16 protein-coding genes are annotated in these 14859 nt (G+C 65.1%); 2 read left to right on the forward strand and 14 right to left on the reverse strand.

Translation table 11 applies throughout. The features are described 5' to 3' along the window. Positions 1-1068: 1068 nt before the first annotated feature. From A3736_RS06025 to rlmN, 11 genes are all read right to left on the reverse strand, one after another. Positions 1069-1569, reverse strand: coding sequence for a septal ring lytic transglycosylase RlpA family protein (locus A3736_RS06025; protein WP_067680416.1), 501 nt, complete (start codon positions 1567-1569; stop codon positions 1069-1071). 178 nt (positions 1570-1747) lie between these two features. Next, on the reverse strand, positions 1748-2980 hold the full coding sequence (locus A3736_RS06030; RefSeq protein WP_067680419.1) for an argininosuccinate synthase: 1233 nt from the start codon (positions 2978-2980) through the stop codon (positions 1748-1750). 147 nt (positions 2981-3127) lie between these two features. After that, positions 3128-3391, reverse strand: a complete 264-nt coding sequence (locus A3736_RS06035; protein ID WP_067680422.1) for a DksA/TraR family C4-type zinc finger protein — start codon at positions 3389-3391, stop codon at positions 3128-3130. An 89-nt stretch (positions 3392-3480) separates the two neighbouring features. Next, complete coding sequence (locus A3736_RS06040; RefSeq protein WP_067680425.1) at positions 3481-4218, reverse strand: molybdopterin-binding protein; 738 nt, start codon at positions 4216-4218, stop codon at positions 3481-3483. Then, positions 4215-4892, reverse strand: a complete 678-nt coding sequence (locus A3736_RS06045; protein WP_067680427.1) for a cytochrome b/b6 domain-containing protein — start codon at positions 4890-4892, stop codon at positions 4215-4217. The genes A3736_RS06040 and A3736_RS06045 overlap by 4 nt, the downstream gene beginning before the upstream one ends. Next, positions 4889-5650, reverse strand: a complete 762-nt coding sequence (locus A3736_RS06050) for an SDR family oxidoreductase (RefSeq protein WP_233999263.1) — start codon at positions 5648-5650, stop codon at positions 4889-4891. The genes A3736_RS06045 and A3736_RS06050 overlap by 4 nt, the downstream gene beginning before the upstream one ends. 132 nt (positions 5651-5782) lie before the next feature. Further along, positions 5783-6193, reverse strand: coding sequence for a glycine zipper 2TM domain-containing protein (locus tag A3736_RS06055; protein WP_067680433.1), 411 nt, complete (start codon positions 6191-6193; stop codon positions 5783-5785). Between the two features lie 131 nt (positions 6194-6324). Continuing rightward, positions 6325-6975, reverse strand: a complete 651-nt coding sequence (locus A3736_RS06060) for an MOSC domain-containing protein (protein WP_067680436.1) — start codon at positions 6973-6975, stop codon at positions 6325-6327. Continuing rightward, positions 6972-7577, reverse strand: a complete 606-nt coding sequence (locus tag A3736_RS06065; protein ID WP_067680439.1) for a bifunctional 2-polyprenyl-6-hydroxyphenol methylase/3-demethylubiquinol 3-O-methyltransferase UbiG — start codon at positions 7575-7577, stop codon at positions 6972-6974. The genes A3736_RS06060 and A3736_RS06065 overlap by 4 nt, the downstream gene beginning before the upstream one ends. A 2-nt stretch (positions 7578-7579) precedes the next feature. Beyond that, on the reverse strand, positions 7580-8593 hold the full coding sequence (locus tag A3736_RS06070) for a septation protein IspZ (protein ID WP_067680442.1): 1014 nt from the start codon (positions 8591-8593) through the stop codon (positions 7580-7582). A gap of 4 nt (positions 8594-8597) precedes the next feature. Next, positions 8598-9845, reverse strand: coding sequence for a 23S rRNA (adenine(2503)-C(2))-methyltransferase RlmN (gene rlmN, locus A3736_RS06075; protein WP_067680445.1), 1248 nt, complete (start codon positions 9843-9845; stop codon positions 8598-8600). Positions 9846-10123: 278 nt separating this feature from the next. Here rlmN and A3736_RS06080 point away from each other — a divergent pair, with 278 nt between their 5' ends. Further along, positions 10124-10789 (forward strand): outer membrane protein, encoded by a 666-nt coding sequence (locus A3736_RS06080; protein ID WP_067680448.1) that lies wholly within the window; start codon positions 10124-10126, stop codon positions 10787-10789. 63 nt (positions 10790-10852) lie between these two features. On the opposite strand, the gene A3736_RS06085 is transcribed toward A3736_RS06080, so the two are convergent. Genes A3736_RS06085 through A3736_RS06095 form a run of 3 tightly spaced genes read right to left on the reverse strand, consistent with a single transcriptional unit; the run spans position 10853 to position 13816 of the window. Beyond that, positions 10853-11341, reverse strand: a complete 489-nt coding sequence (locus A3736_RS06085) for a hypothetical protein (RefSeq protein ID WP_067680451.1) — start codon at positions 11339-11341, stop codon at positions 10853-10855. Then, positions 11334-11849 (reverse strand): GreA/GreB family elongation factor, encoded by a 516-nt coding sequence (locus A3736_RS06090; protein ID WP_067680454.1) that lies wholly within the window; start codon positions 11847-11849, stop codon positions 11334-11336. The genes A3736_RS06085 and A3736_RS06090 overlap by 8 nt, the downstream gene beginning before the upstream one ends. Positions 11850-11869: 20 nt before the next feature. Continuing rightward, the gene (locus A3736_RS06095) at positions 11870-13816 is read right to left on the reverse strand and encodes a lytic transglycosylase domain-containing protein (RefSeq protein WP_233999264.1); all 1947 of its coding nucleotides are present in this window, start codon (positions 13814-13816) and stop codon (positions 11870-11872) included. A gap of 104 nt (positions 13817-13920) precedes the next feature. On the opposite strand from A3736_RS06095, the gene dapA reads away from it, so the two are divergent. Next, positions 13921-14802, forward strand: coding sequence for a 4-hydroxy-tetrahydrodipicolinate synthase (gene dapA / locus A3736_RS06100; RefSeq protein ID WP_067680460.1), 882 nt, complete (start codon positions 13921-13923; stop codon positions 14800-14802). Positions 14803-14859 lie beyond the last annotated feature (57 nt).

Raw genomic sequence — 14859 nt, forward strand, 5'->3', positions numbered from 1 at the left:
GCGATGGTGNCNGCGCGCCGGGTCTGNCCGCCGCCCGGCCCGGTGGATTGTATGGCGGATTGCCTGCCGAACGGCCCTCCCATCCCACCGCGCTCGACCCGGCGCAGCAGGCGCGGCCCTTTTGCGAGGTGGAATACGAGGCGGGCTTTCGCGATGCGGGCTTTCGGGCCGGGGCTGGCGGGCCGCGTGCCTCCGCCTTTCCCGCCGGATGGCAGCCCGGCGATCCGCCGCTCGCCTACGCGCTCGAAGCGCCCGATCCATATTGCGCGCCCTATCCAGCGCGCTCTTCCGAGCTTTTGCCGGATGAGGAGGGGGACGGAGTGCCGGCGCGCTGGGCCACGGCGAGCGCGCCTCCGGCGGCCAAGTTCGATGCGCCCGCCCGTGCGCGCTTCCTCGATGCGCTGGCCACCAGCGGCAATGTCCGCGCCAGTGCGGCGCGGGTCGGGGTCAGCCGCGAAACCGCCTATCGCGCGCGGCGGCGCTATCCCGATTTCGCGCAATTGTGGGACGCGGCGCTGGTGGAGGCGCGCGCCCATGCGGCGGGCGAGCTGGCGTCCTACGCGCTCGACGGCGTGCCGCAGCCGGTGCTGGTCCGGGGCGAGCTGGTCGCGACCTGGCGGCGGATCGATGCGCGCCTGCTGCTCGCCCATATGGCGCGGCTCGACCGGTTTGCGGAGGCCAATCCGCGCGCCGTCCACGCCGCGGCGCGGTTCGACGCGCTGCTCGCCGCGCATCTGGGGCAGGAGACGGACGCGCTGATGGAGGAGACGGTGGAGGCGCGCTCCACGGCGGAGCGGGCATCGCTCGGAACCTTGCCGCCGACGCGCGAGGAAGTGATGCGCCACGCGGCGGGCGAAGCTCTATGGGCCGGGAATGCGGGCGAAGAAGAGGTGGACAGCGCCTCTGCCCGCGCGGGCGAGGCATGGGACCGGGCGGCCGAAGCGGGCCACGCGCTGGTCGATGCCGCGCTAGATGGGGCGGCGCCGGATGGGGCGGCGCTGAATGGAGCGGGCGATAAGGAAAGGGAGGCGGCGGGCCGGAACCGTGCCGCAAGTGTCAACCCCGCGGTCAGTCCAGCAGGGCGAGCTCCACCGTCCCGCTGCCACGCTGGATCAGGCCGAGCTTGGTCGCGGCGGCGCGGCTGACGTCGAGGATGCGGTTGCCGTGGAAGGGCCCGCGATCGTTGATGCGGACGGTCACGGACTTGCCGTTGAGTGGATTGGTCACTTCGACCAGCGTGCCGAAGGGCAGGGTGCGATGCGCCGCGGTCATCGCGTGCATGTCGAACTTTTCACCGCTGGCGGTGCGGCGGCCCTGGAACTTCGCGCCGTAATAGGATGCCGTGCCGCTACCGATGACGCGCGCGACCGGCGCTTCCTCGATCGGCGGATCGAACGTGTCGAGATCGACCGCGCCCGGCGCCGGTGCAGCCATCTGAGGCAGGGCGGCATGCGCGGTGAAGGTGTCGGCGAAATGCGCCTCGCTCACACGCTCGGCAGGCGTGGCGGCGGTGGCGGGGCTGGCGATAATTGCGGCCAAGGCAAAGGAACGAAATACGCGTTTGGACATTTAAGTGTCCTCCGTTGTTTCGCTCAGCCTGATAGCCGAGTGAAACGCGGGAGTCGTTTACGCGAGCGGAACCTGCCCCGATCTTGCCACACTTCGTCGTGGTTCGAGCGCGGCAAGCCCCGCGCGAGGCGTTTTTTCTCCGAACGAATCGATTGCGGGGACTGCAATTGCGCTCCCCTCAGGAGGCGGTTTCAGGCCCCCCGTCCCGCTGTGCGAGCAGACGCAAACGCAGCGCGTTGAGCTTGATGAAGCCTTCCGCATCCTTCTGATCGTAGGCGCCGGCATCGTCCTCGAACGTGACATGCGCTTCGGAATAGAGCGAGTGCGGCGATTTGCGGCCGACGACCATCGCCTGCCCCTTGTAGAGCTTCAGCCGCACCGTGCCGTCGACCTTTTCCTGGCTGAGATCGATCGCCGCCTGCAGCATCAATCGCTCGGGGCTGAACCACAACCCGTTATAGATCAGCTCCGCATAGCGCGGCATCAGCTCGTCCTTGAGGTGGGCTGCGCCGCGATCGAGGGTGATCTGTTCGATCCCGCGATGGGCACGGGCGTAGATCTCGCCGCCGGGCGTTTCGTACATGCCGCGCGATTTCATGCCGACGAAGCGGTTCTCGACGAGATCCAGCCGGCCGATCCCGTGCCTGCGACCCAGATCGTTCAGCGCGGTGAGCAGTTCGGCGGGGCTCATGCTCTCGCCGTTGAGCGCGGTCCCGTCGCCCTTTTGGAAATCGATGGTGATGTATTCGGGCGTGTCGGGCGCATCCTCGGGATGATCGGTGCGCGAATAGACGTAGTCGGGGGTCTCCTCCCACGGGTCTTCCAGAACCTTGCCTTCGGACGAGGTGTGGAGGAGGTTCGCGTCGGTCGAAAACGGGCTTTCGCCGCGCTTGTCCTTGGGCACCTGGATCTGGTGCTGTTCCGCCCAGGCGATCAGCGCGGTGCGGCTGGTGAGGTCCCATTCGCGCCACGGGGCGATCACCTTGATGTCGGGTGCGAGCGCATAGGCGCTGAGTTCGAAGCGGACCTGATCGTTGCCCTTGCCGGTGGCGCCGTGAGCGATCGCATCGGCCCCGGTCTCGCGCGCAATTTCGACCAGACGCTTGGAGATCAGCGGCCGCGCGATGCTGGTGCCGAGCAGGTAATCGCCTTCGTAGCGGGCATTGGCGCGCATCATCGGGAAGACGAAATCGCGCACGAATTCCTCGCGCAGATCCTCGATGAAGATGTGCTTGTCCGGAATGCCCATCGCCCGTGCCTTTTCGCGCGCGGGCTCGATCTCCTCGCCCTGGCCGAGATCGGCAGTGAAGGTGACGACTTCCAGTCCGCGTTCGACCTCGAGCCATTTGGCGATCACGGACGTGTCGAGACCGCCGGAATATGCGAGGACGACCTTCTTGATATCGGACATGGGTGGCACCTGTGGGATTGCGCGGGAATTGCGGGATGCGAAGAGCGGGGCTCTCGCGAGTCGCGCGGGTGCTAGCACCGTGACGTACAGGTGGGAAAATGGTTTTGGTGAAGGCGCGGATAGGCGCGGTAAGCCGGGGCGCCAGCTTCAGCGCAGCTGGCTGTCCTTGCTGCCGCGCCGGTTGAAGCCGCTGCTGCGGGCCGAGGCATCTTGGCCGGACTGGCATTCGACGCAGCGCTTAACACCGGCAAGGGCGATGCGGCGCTTTTCGGGGATTTCCTCGCCGCATTCCACGCACCAGCGCTCGCTCTCGCCGCTGGGCATGCGCGCACGCGCGGCGCTGACCGCATCGGACACGGTGTCGTCGATCTGATCCTGCACCGCGCCATCGCGCGCCCATCCACCGGCCATTCCCGCGTCCTTTCAATTGGTTGCGAAGGTGTAAGGTGGGGTCGCGCACAGCTAAATGCAAGCCGCGCCTCTTCCCTCAGAGCTCCGCCTCAGATCCCGGCATACCATTGATAGCCGCGATCTTCCCAATATCCGCCATTGCCGCCGTAGAGATCGTCCAGGCTCGCCACCGCCTCGATCGCGGTCAGATATTTGGCGTGCTTATAGCCCAATTGCCGCTCGATCCGCATGCGCAGCGGCGCACCGTTCTTGATCGGAAGCGCCTCGCCATTGAGGCGATGGGCGATGATGGTCTGGGGGTGATACGCATCGATCAGATCGACGCTTTCGTAATAGCGCGCGCCCGACAGCTCGTCGGCACAGCGGAAGACGATATAGCGCGCTTCGGGCCGCAGCTTCGCGGCGTCGAGCAGGAGGGAGAGCTGCGGCCCTGTCCACTCGCCGATCGCGCTCCACCCTTCGACACAATCGTGGCGCGTCACTTGCGTGCGCTGCGGCAGGCGGCGGATATTGTCGAGCGTCAGGCTGAGCGGGTTTTCGACGAGGCCGCGAACCTCCAGCCGCCAATCGGCGAACCCGGCCGCGGCTTGTGCCTGATAGTCGCCGTTCGTAGGATCGATCGAACCATTGCCGCGGAAGTAGGGGCTGATCGCGCTGCGCGGATATTCAGGCACCAGCGCCTCGCGATCACGCAGGAAGCGATGCGCGGCCTTGTGCCAGCTCTCAGCAGCGGAAAGCAGCTTCGCACCCGGCGCGCTGTCCGCGATCTTGTTGCACCCGGCGAGGAATGCCGCGCCCGCCGCGACGAGGAAGTTGCGGCGTTTCATCGCGTATCCCTGCCTGTAATCATGCTGCGCAATTGCCAGATCGGGCCGGACAGGATCACCAGCAGGACGTGAACCACGAAGAAGCCGAACAGGAGCGCGGCGAAGATGAAATGGAAACTGCGCGCCGATTGTCGCCCGCCCATCAGATCGACCATCCAGCCGAATGTCGGCTCCATGCCCGGACTGATTGCGATCCCGGTCAGCACCATTCCCGGCAGGATCACGCCGAGCACGAGGCCGTAGGTGATCTTCTGGAGGAAATTGTACTTGCCCTTGCCGTGATCGAAATCGAGCTTGAGATGCGCGGCGATGTCGGCCTTGATGTTGGCAGGACGCCATTCTTCGCGATTGGTGACGATGTCACGCTTGAAGTGCCGGTTCACGAGCATTGCGACCCAGCCGAACAGCAGCGTCAGCGCGAACAGCCACGCGGCGAGTATATGCCAGTCGCGCGCCACCGCGAGGCTGTAATATCCGGGGATCGTCATCCAGTCGGGAAAGCGCGGCACGGCGAGCCAGGCGTCTTTCGCCTCGAACCCCCACTCGCCCCAATAGAGATAGCGGTGCGCGTTCGAAATGGTGAGGCCCGACATGAAGAGGACCACCACGGCGACGAGGTTGCCCCAGTGCCAGATGCGAGTGGTCAGTGCGTGGCGCTTGGCGGGTCTGGTCATGACGCCGCCTTTTCGCGCGCCAGATAGATCACGTCGCGATCCTGATAGCACAGATGCTGCCCGCTATCGATGAACAGCGTTTGCCCACTGGCGAGCCAGCCGTGGGACAGGAAGAGGGCAGCATCGGCGATCTCGTCCTTCCCCGTCTTGCGGCCGAGAAGATTGAGGCGGTGGCTGATTTCGGTCTCTTCCTCGTCCTGATCGTGACTGGCTAAGATCGCGCCGGGCGCCAGGCCGTAGATCCGATCCTCCGTTCGCCAGCCCGCCAGATCGCGGCCCTTGGTCAACATGGCGACGGTGGAGCCGAGCGCGTGCTTGCTCATCGTGTAGCTGAAGAAATCGGGATTGGGATTGCGCAATTTCTGGTCGAGGACGTGGATCGCGCGGCGCCCACCAGCCGCCTTCGCGTGATTGAGAAAGGCCTGCGCCATCCGCGTCGGAGTGCGGGCGTTGATCTGCATGGTGCGGCGGCCGGTTTCGGGATCGAGCGCCTTCACATCGTCCGGCTCGAACACGCTGGCGCAGTTCACCAGTACCCGCCAATCACTGAAGCGCTCGGCGAGATTTTCGACCATCGCGACCGAGGCGTCACCATCTTCGAGATCGCAGGTCACGGTCTCGGCACTGGGCAGCTCGGCAGCGAGTTTTTCGGCGGCATCTTCGGACTGGCCATAATGGATGACGACGTGCCAGCCGGCCTCGCCGAAGCGGCGGGCGATCGCGGCGCCGATGCGTTTGGCGCCGCCGGTCACGAGCATGCTTGGTCTGTCTCTATCGGCCATCTTCAGGCGACCATAGCGGGACGGCGGATAAAGAAAAGGCGCGTCTCCCTCCTGCTATAACGAGGAGGGACGACGCGCCTTTCTCTTGCTTGCAATGTCGAAAATCGATCAGCGGCAGCTGAGGCTCCCACGGTCGATTTCGCGTCCGATCAGCGCGCCGACCGCGCCGCCCAGGATCGCGCCCAGCGTCCGGTCGCCACGGCCCGCCAGTTCGTGTCCGGCCAGCGCGCCTACGCCCGCGCCGATCACGAGGCCGGTCGTGCCATTGTCGCGCTTGCAATAATAGCGCCCGTCATCGCCGCGCCACATGCGGTCGGAACGCGTGATGCGCTGCGGCTGCACGTAATAGCCTCGGCGGTCATAGCGCGAATTGTCATAGCGCGAATAAGCGGCGCGATCCTTGGCGCGCTTGCCGTGGGCGGGCGCCCAGGACGGCGGATCGGCGAGCGCCGGTGCGGCGGTTCCGATGCCAGTCACGGCCATGGTCGAAGCGGCAAAAGCCAGAGCGAGTTTTTTCATAGTCACGTCCTCACGACTGCGGTCTTGTCAATCACAGTGCGGACGTTTGCGAGTTCGGCCACAACCTCAGGTGAACGCAGCGTTGTCTTCGAAAATTCGCGACAGGCCGTGAGGATTTTAGTGACGAGACGTCACACCTCCAGCAATTCGCGCGCCTTTTCGCGCCATTGCGGGCAGAGTCGTTCCAGCCCAACGATAGCGCGCAGATCGTCCGGCATGGTCGATGCGGCAGGGTCGAACAGCGCAGCGAAGACCTGTGCGACGCTCCACTCCTCGTGGCCGCGCCCCACACGCTCGATCGCGTCGCCCGCTGCGGCCTCGCCTTCTTCCAGCACGCGATAATACCATCCGCAGGCATGGGTCTTGAGGATCTGCTTGATCATTCCCTTGCGACCGAAGCGGTGTTCGATCTTCCAGCAGGGCTGGCGCGGCTGGCTGATTTCGAGGAGCGCGGTGCCGATGCGAAACCGATCGCCGATGTGAACCGCGTCCTCGGTCCATCCGGTGGCGACGATGTTTTCCCCGAACGCTGCGGGTCGCTCCAAAAGCTCGTGCCCGCCCAGAACATCACGCCACATCGGATAGTGATCGTGCGGGTATTGATGCACCGCCATTTCGGGCCCGCCATGATGCTTGTGATCCGCCACCGCATCGCCCGCCACGCCGAGCCGACCGATCGCGACCCGGCCTTCGACCGGATGCTTGTCGATCGCGCTGGTCTCGTCCCCGCGGAAGGGCTTGGGCTGACCAGTACAGATAGCGGTAAGGATAGGGGTACTCATGAGCGATCCTCTACCTTGACCGTGAGCGCGATCCAATCGCGCACGGTCCCATCGGCGCCTTCGCCGCGAAACACCTCGCTGGCGGCGATGACGAAGCCCGCATCGCGATAGACGCTTTCGATCCAGGCGGCGTCGGGAAAATTATGCAGCCGGCCGAGCAGGCAGCGCCCTTCGCCGGAGCCGAGCTTGTAGCTGGCGTAATGCCAGCCCCCCGGCTTCAACGCGGTCCGAATCGCGGCGAGCACGCCGTGCAGGTTCATGCGCGGAACATGGAGCAGGCAGGCATGCGCCCATACCGCATCATACGCCGAAACCGCGTCCAGTTCGTCGAAGCGCATCACCCGCGCGCCGAGGTCGAAGCGTTCGTTCGCCTTTCGCACCATTGCGGAAACCCCGTCGGTCGCGTCCAGATCGAAGCCGCGTTCGACGATCCGCGCCCCGTCGCGCCCGCCGCCGCAGCCCAGTTCGAGCACGCGGACCCCCGGTTCCAACCGGTCGAGAAAGGGATCGAGATGACGGCTGGGCGCCTGACCGAAGCTCAGCGTATAGCGCGGTGCCTGCGCCTGATAAAAAGCGAGCGTGGCGGGATCGCCTCCACCCATCGTCACTCCGCCATTTCCGGCTGCCGGTATGGCGGATAGGCATCGCGCCAGATTTTGCCTTGCGCATACTGAAAGACCAGCAGGATCAAACCCATCGACACAACGAAATCGGCGAAAGTGCTATAGAACAGCCAGACATCGGTCGAGGTGTAGAGGGCGACGAGGAGATTGAGGGCGGCCATGACCGCGCCCATCAGTCCCATGCCGATGCCGAGCCGCCCGGCATCGATACCGCGATAGGGGAGATAGTTCCTCAGCCGGATCGCCAGACCGTTTCCGCCGCGCAATCCGTCCGCCAGGAACAGGCCGGCACTGATCAGGCCGATCACTGTGGTGCGGTATTTCACCGCGTCGTCCGACTGGAACAGCAGGGCAAGACCTGCCGATGCAAGCATCAATGCGATCCCGAACAGCGCCAGCCCGCCGAGCAGGTCGATCTTCGTGATCTTCTGCGCGACGAGCAGCACCAGACCGAGACCCGCCCCGACGATGGCGGCGGTCGTCAGGTCGGTGTATTTGGCAATGACGAAGAACAGCAGTCCCAGGATGATATCGACGGCGAGCGGGATGCGATTTCGTTTGAACGCGCCGAAATCGATGTCGGAATGCGCGCCGCCTGTCGCGTTCTGTTTGAACGCATCGCTCATCGACCCGTCTGTAAAGGCGGCCATCTGTTCGCGATATTTTTCCGGATAGGCGATGGCACGTCCGGGGTGGCTTTCATGCACCAGACGGCCGTCCTGGCGGACCGCGATCCCCATATTGAGCGAGCTGATATAACCCGCTTCGACCGCCAACGCCGATCCATCGGGCAGCGTGGTTTCCAGCAGGTGATTTCTTATCGCGCCGGGCCCGATCGCGGGGGTCCAGTCCTCGGCGACCGGCCACCCTTCGAGTTCGAGCGTGCTGAATAGCCCGTCCGTGCGCGAACGAAGAGTGACGCGGCCGGACTGGCCGGCGAGCTTGAAGCGACGGCGATAGCGCCACATCGTCAGCCCGCCCCGCTTTTCGGTCATGCGATCAAGCCTCGACGGTCTGCGCTTTTTCCGCCGCCTCGCGATCGCGTTGCGCGCGGCTTTTCTTTTCCGCCGTGGTTTTCAGCTGGCCGCAGGCAGCGTCGATGTCGCGGCCGCGCGGCGTGCGGACGGGCGCGCTGATGCCGCCTTCGAAGACGATGTTCGAAAACCACTTGATGCGTTCAGGGGTCGAACATTCGTAGGGCGCGCCGCCCCAGGGATTGAAGGGGATCAGGTTCACCTTGGCGGGCAGATCGTACTGGCGCAGCAGGCGGACGAGCTCGCGTGCATCCTCGTCGCTATCGTTCTTGTCCTTCAGCATGACGTATTCGAACGTGATGCGCCGCGCATTCGACGCGCCGGGATAATCCGCGCAGGCCTGCAGCAATTCCTCGATGCCGTATTTCTTGTTGATCGGCACGATCTCATCACGGACATCCTTGGTGACCGCGTGAAGCGATACGGCCAGATTGACGCCGATCTCCTCGCCGCAGCGCGCCATCATCGGCACCACGCCGCTGGTCGACAGAGTGATCCGGCGCTTCGACAGGGCAAGCCCGTCGCCATCCATCACGATGCGCAGCGCATCGCGGACATTGTCGAAATTATAGAGCGGTTCGCCCATGCCCATCATCACGATATTGGTGAGCAGGCGTCCGTCGGACGTATAGGCGCTCTCGCTCTCCTCACCCAGATCGTCCATCGCTCCCTTGGGCCATTCGCCCAGCGCATCGCGCGCCAGCATGACCTGGCCGACGATTTCGCCCGGCGTCAGATTGCGGACCAGGCGCATCGTGCCCGTATGGCAGAAGCGGCAATTGAGCGTGCAGCCGACCTGGCTGGAAACGCACAGCGTTCCGCGATCCGCATCGGGGATGAAGACCATTTCGAATTCGTGGCCGTCATCGGTCTTAAGCAGCCATTTGCGCGTGCCATCGGTGGAATGCTGCGCTTCGACCACGTCGGGCCGCCCGATCACGAAGCGTTCCGCCAGCCAGGGGCGCATCGTTTTGGCGATATCGGTCATCGCATCGAAATCGGTGACGCCGCGATGATAGAGCCAGTGGAACACCTGCTTGGCGCGCAGTTTCGCCTGTTTCTCGTCGAGCCCGGCTTCGGCGAACAGGTCGCGGATCCGCTCGCGCGGCAGGCCGAGCAGGTCGATGCGGCCGTCGGCGCGCGGGGTGATGTCGCGTGCGACGGGAACCGGGTCCACTTGCCCGGGGATGCTCATGAGGTTCGTATCGGCCATGGGAACCGCGCATATAGCGATGTCCGGACCAATTTGAAAGCGGCGGCAGGCGAGGGCACGATGGTGTCTCGGTAAGTCGACGGCTGGCCTTCGCAGGGTGACGGGATTGGACTGCGACTGTTAATCTGGCCGCAAGAATGTTTCAAATCTGCAACACTTTCATGTTGTGTGACGTTAATGAAACCACACGGCTCCGACCGCCGTTTCCTTACCGTGCCCGACGCGACGCACCGGATAACAGACGATGCCGAGGGTCGTGCGAATAACGGAGAATACCAATGAAGAAGATTACTGTCCTCCTCGCCGCTGCATCCACCTTTGCGGTTGCAGCCCCTGCCATGGCGCAGAGCGCCGACGATCCCTTCACCGGCTTCCGCGTCGAAGGCCTCGCCGGTTACGACGTCAGCACTGCGGGCAGCGATGCGGATAACGACGTGAACGAAGACGACGATCAGTCGATCGACGGTTTCAACTACGGCATCGGCGCCGGGTACGATTTCAATGCCGGCGGCGTCGTCCTCGGTGTCGAAGCGGAACTGAGCGATTCCACCGCGAAGACCGAGTTCACCGATGGCGATTTCGAAGGCTTCGGCCTCGGCAACGTCGAGACGGGCCGCGACATCTATGTCGGTGCGCGTGCCGGTTTCCTCGCGGCGCCGGATCTCCTGATCTACGGTAAGGGCGGCTACACCAACGCTCGCTACAACATCGAAAGCTCGTTCGACGGTGACGAATATCGCGCCAAGATCGACACCGACGGCTTCCGGATCGGCGCCGGTGCGGAATACGCGCTGAGCGGCAACAGCTTCGCCAAGATCGAATACCGCTATTCGAACTACAGCGATGCCGAGCTGGACTTCGAAGGCGACGCGCCCGACCAGGATCTGGGCGAGATCGACCTCGACCGTCACCAGGTGATGGTGGGTTACGGTCTGCGTTTCTGATCGCAGCCTGATCGACGAAAAAACGGGCCGGGGGCGCATCGTGCGCCTCCGGCCTTTTCGTGTCTAGCGCCGGGCGCAGGCGATGGTGGCGGCGTCCATGGCTGAGGATGCGCCGTCTAGCGTGTAGGTGTTCGAAAAGCGCCGCCCGCTCGTATCGGTGGAAGAGACCGTCATACTGCCCGCGGAACGCATGGCGGCGACGATGGCGGCATCCCCGCCGCGATCCTGCGCCCAGGCGTCTGCCCCGCTTCCGCTCAGCGCGAATCTCTTGCCGCTGACGATCAGCGTGATGGCGGCGTTGGCGCGGATAGTGCGCGACAGGCGCAGATGGACCTGGCCCCGGATACTGCGGCGCGGCCAGGTGGCGATCGTCGCATAGGGTTCGTGATCGCGCTGCAGGCGGCTCGGAGCGGGCATGGCGATGGCATAGCAGCGTGGGCCGGCGCGAAGCGCGTCGCGAAACGCGCCCCAATCGCCGAACACGCCGAGGCTCTGTTTGGCCTGAAGCGGCGCGGCGACCGCCAGCAGGAGAAGAACCGCCAGCCTAGTCATAAGCGATCTCCATCACTTCCCATTCCTTGGCGCCGCCCGGCAGGCGAACGGTGCGCAGATCGCCGATCGCCGCACCGCGCAAGGCGCGCGCCAGAGGGCTGGTCCACCCGATCCTGCCGGTGCCCGCATCCTGCTCGTCATCGCCCACCAGCGTCACGATGCGGCGTTCGTCGTCCTCGTCGGCCAGCGTGACCGTCGCGCCGAAGAATGCGCGCGACCGGTCGACCTGCTCATGCGGTTCGATGACGCGCGACGCCTTCATCCGGCGCGCCAGATGGCCCAGCTCGCGATCGATTTCGCGCATCCGCTTGCGGCCGTAGAGATAGTCCCCGTTCTCGCTGCGATCGCCATTGCCCGCGGCCCAGTTCACGATCTCCGCGATGGCGGGGCGTTCGGTGCCGAGCAGGTGATCGTAGCGCGCCTTCAGCGCGGCATAACCCGCCGGGCTGATCGGATTGGTTTTGCGCGGGGGAGCGCCCGGATTCGATGGCGAAGAGGAGGCAGGCATTGCCCGCCTCCTATCCGATATCAGCGCAGGAAGTCACCTGCCGAGCGTGCGCGGCCATAGGCCGTCCGCTCGGGATAGAGCTGTTCGTAGACGGCGGCGTTTTCGATCACGCGCTGGACGTAGTTCTTGGTTTCGAAGAACGGGATCTTCTCGATCCATTCGACCCAGCTAATCGATCCGGTGCGCGGATCGCCGTTCGCGCGCAGCCACTTGTTCACATTGCCGGGCCCCGCATTGTAGGCCGCGAAGGCCAGCGGATAGCTGCCGTCGTAATAGCTGACGAGCCGGGTGATGTGGTTCGAGCCGAGGCGGATGTTGTAACTCGCATCGTCGATCAGCGAGGATGTCATGTAGGTCATGCCGGCCTTCTGCGCTTCTTCGCGCGCAGTGGGCGGCATCAGCTGCATCAGGCCACGCGCACCCGCATGGCTGATCGCGTTCTGGGCGAACTGGCTTTCCTGTCGCGCAATGGCGTGCACCAGCGTGAATTCAGCGCCCGGCGGCAGCGGCAGGACCGGGAAGCCCTGCGTCACGAATTCGTCGTGCCCGTCGGCCCCGGCGGCTTCGGCGACATTCACCGCCAGATCGCGGCGGCCGATCTCGCGAGCGAGGTCGGCGACCATCTGGTGTTCTTCCAGCGTGTCCGCCGATTGAGCGAGCTCGCGATAGAACTGGATGCCGGTGCGCCACGGCGCATCGCGCGCCACTTCGCGCACCGCCGCGACGATCGGGCGCGAGGCGAAGGCCTGGCGCGCTTCCGGGCTGGGCACGGTCAGATTGTCGGCGGCAAGCTTCGGCACGGGGCGGCCCAGTTCCTTGAGCGCGAGCTGGCCGTAAAACCGGTCCGGATATTCCGCCGCCATTTCGTAATAGCGGTTCGCCTCGTCCGCCATTCCGGCGCGTTTGGCGGCGAGACCGGCCCAGTAGAACCCCTTGGACCGCGTCTGCGGCGTCTGTGCGGCGGCGCCGTAACGGTAGAAGAGCGGCGCGGCGCGGCGTCCGTCGCCCAGATCCCACAGCGCGGACGTGCCGCCGAGCCACATCAGCGACGTGTAATCGTCGCGCAGGCGATAGCTACCCGTGCTGACATCGAAGCCCGGCGCGAACAGATCGTCGACCGATCCGGCGATCTGCGCCGCCTGGCCCGAGCTGGCGCCCCGCGCGACGCTCAGCATTTCGCCGATCATCGCTTCGGAATCGAACGCGGGTTCCTCGAAGCTCGGGCGGCTGGTCAGCAGAGCCACGGCCTGCGGCAGCTGGCGCGACGTGCGGTAATGGCGCACGAGATTGTAAACATAGCCCGGATCGCTCCGCGCGATATTCGGGGCGAGGGCGGAGGTGTCCGGCATCGAGCCCTGCAACAGCGACAGGCGCGCCATCGCGAGGCCGCGATTTTGCGGCGAGACGCGGACCGCCTGGCGCGCGGCACCTTCGCTGTCGCCCTGCCACAGCAGCGCGTCCATGCGCGCATCCTGATCCTCGGCGGAGAAGCGCGTACCGTAAAGACCCTGGATATAGGCCTCCGACGTGCCGCTCATCGTGCCGCCACGCCATGCCGCGCGTGCCACGTCATAGGCCTCGGGCCGGTTCTGCGTGCCCAGCGCCAGGGCGTAGCGCGCCTTCGCGCTGTTGGTGATCGGCGGATTGCGGTCGAAAAAGGCGACCAGCTCTTCCGGCGACACCGGATCGCGATCGAGCGCGGCTTCCGCGCGGCGCTGCAACCGGTCCTGCTGGGGGAAGCCCTCATAGGTCGTGATGAAATTGGCATAGGTCGAAAACGGCAACCCGTCTTGACCGATCAGATATTCCCATCGCTCGATCGCGGGCGCCATCCGGCCCGGCTGTTCGGCGACGAGATTGCTGCGCGCGCGATCCCAGCTCGATCCGTCCTGCGCGGTTGCGATCGAAGGGGCTGCCAGAGCGGTGCCGGCGAGAATTGCGGTCTTGAAAACTGTTTTGAGTACCATGCTGGACATAGTGTCCCCCCGCTCATTATCAGGCGCTGAATGAAATCGCGTCGATGCGGCGAATTCGCTCGCATTGTCATGCCCCTAACGCAGGATACGGGTAAATGTTCACAGGTTCGATTCCCGCTCTGGCGACTCCTTTTCGCGACGGGACGTTCGATGAGGTCGCTTATCGCAAGCTGATCGACTGGCAGATCGAGAATGGCAGCAAGGGCCTCGTCCCCTGCGGCACCACGGGCGAGGCATCGACGCTGTCGAATGCGGAGCATCACCGGGTGATCGAAGTCTGCATCGAACAGGCGGCGGGCCGCGTGCCGGTGATCGCGGGCTGCGGCAGTAACGATACCAAGAACGCGCTGCTCCACATGCAGTTCGCGAGGAAGGCCGGGGCGGCGGCGGGCCTGTGCGTCGCCCCTTATTACAACCGCCCCAGCCAGGCCGGGCTTATCGCGCATTTCAGCTATCTCGCCGAACACAGCGATCTGCCCATCGTGCTCTACAACGTGCCCGGACGCACCGTGACCGATATCGAGGACGAGACGGTGGTGGAGCTGGTGCGCATGTTCCCCGACCGGATCGTGGCGATCAAGGATGCGAGCGGCGACCTGTCGCGCGTGGCCGATCATCGCATGGGCCTGTCGAAGGATTTCTGCCAGCTATCGGGCAATGACGAATTGTGGCTGCCCCATGCGGCGGCGGGCGGATCGGGCTGTATCTCGGTGACGGCCAATGTCGCGCCTGCGCTGTGCGCCGAATTCCACGAGGCGATCGCCGCGAACGAGCTGGCCAAGGCGCGCGAACTGAACGACCGGCTGTTCCCGTTGCATTACGCGATGTTCTCAGACGCCAGCCCCGCGCCGGCGAAATACGCGCTGAGCCGCGTGCACGACTGGTTCTCCGACGAAGTCCGCCTGCCGCTGTGCCGCGCGAGCGAGGCCAGCCGCAAGGCGGTGGACGAGGCGCTGGAGATTGCGGGCCTGATCTAAAGCAATTCGTCCTCGTCGAGGATCGGCGCGGGGCTGGCGTCTGAGAACATCGCGTAA

This window comes from Erythrobacter sp. HI0063 (assembly GCF_001635685.1).
In the GTDB taxonomy this organism is placed as follows: domain Bacteria; phylum Pseudomonadota; class Alphaproteobacteria; order Sphingomonadales; family Sphingomonadaceae; genus Qipengyuania.

Excerpts from the sequence above, each read along its gene's own strand:
- A3736_RS06025 (WP_067680416.1), bottom strand. The coding sequence starts at position 1,569 with ATGTCCAAACGCGTATTTCGTTCCTTTGCCTTGGCCGCAATTATCGCC.
- A3736_RS06030 (WP_067680419.1), bottom strand. The coding sequence starts at position 2,980 with ATGTCCGATATCAAGAAGGTCGTCCTCGCATATTCCGGCGGTCTCGAC.
- A3736_RS06035 (WP_067680422.1), bottom strand. The coding sequence starts at position 3,391 with ATGGCCGGTGGATGGGCGCGCGATGGCGCGGTGCAGGATCAGATCGAC.
- A3736_RS06040 (WP_067680425.1), bottom strand. The coding sequence starts at position 4,218 with ATGAAACGCCGCAACTTCCTCGTCGCGGCGGGCGCGGCATTCCTCGCC.
- A3736_RS06045 (WP_067680427.1), bottom strand. The coding sequence starts at position 4,892 with ATGACCAGACCCGCCAAGCGCCACGCACTGACCACTCGCATCTGGCAC.
- A3736_RS06050 (WP_233999263.1), bottom strand. The coding sequence starts at position 5,650 with ATGCTCGTGACCGGCGGCGCCAAACGCATCGGCGCCGCGATCGCCCGC.
- A3736_RS06055 (WP_067680433.1), bottom strand. The coding sequence starts at position 6,193 with ATGAAAAAACTCGCTCTGGCTTTTGCCGCTTCGACCATGGCCGTGACT.
- A3736_RS06060 (WP_067680436.1), bottom strand. The coding sequence starts at position 6,975 with ATGAGTACCCCTATCCTTACCGCTATCTGTACTGGTCAGCCCAAGCCC.
- A3736_RS06065 (WP_067680439.1), bottom strand. The coding sequence starts at position 7,577 with ATGGGTGGAGGCGATCCCGCCACGCTCGCTTTTTATCAGGCGCAGGCA.
- A3736_RS06070 (WP_067680442.1), bottom strand. The coding sequence starts at position 8,593 with ATGACCGAAAAGCGGGGCGGGCTGACGATGTGGCGCTATCGCCGTCGC.
- rlmN (WP_067680445.1), bottom strand. The coding sequence starts at position 9,845 with ATGGCCGATACGAACCTCATGAGCATCCCCGGGCAAGTGGACCCGGTT.
- A3736_RS06080 (WP_067680448.1), top strand. The coding sequence starts at position 10,124 with ATGAAGAAGATTACTGTCCTCCTCGCCGCTGCATCCACCTTTGCGGTT.
- A3736_RS06085 (WP_067680451.1), bottom strand. The coding sequence starts at position 11,341 with ATGACTAGGCTGGCGGTTCTTCTCCTGCTGGCGGTCGCCGCGCCGCTT.
- A3736_RS06090 (WP_067680454.1), bottom strand. The coding sequence starts at position 11,849 with ATGCCTGCCTCCTCTTCGCCATCGAATCCGGGCGCTCCCCCGCGCAAA.
- A3736_RS06095 (WP_233999264.1), bottom strand. The coding sequence starts at position 13,816 with ATGGTACTCAAAACAGTTTTCAAGACCGCAATTCTCGCCGGCACCGCT.
- dapA (WP_067680460.1), top strand. The coding sequence starts at position 13,921 with ATGTTCACAGGTTCGATTCCCGCTCTGGCGACTCCTTTTCGCGACGGG.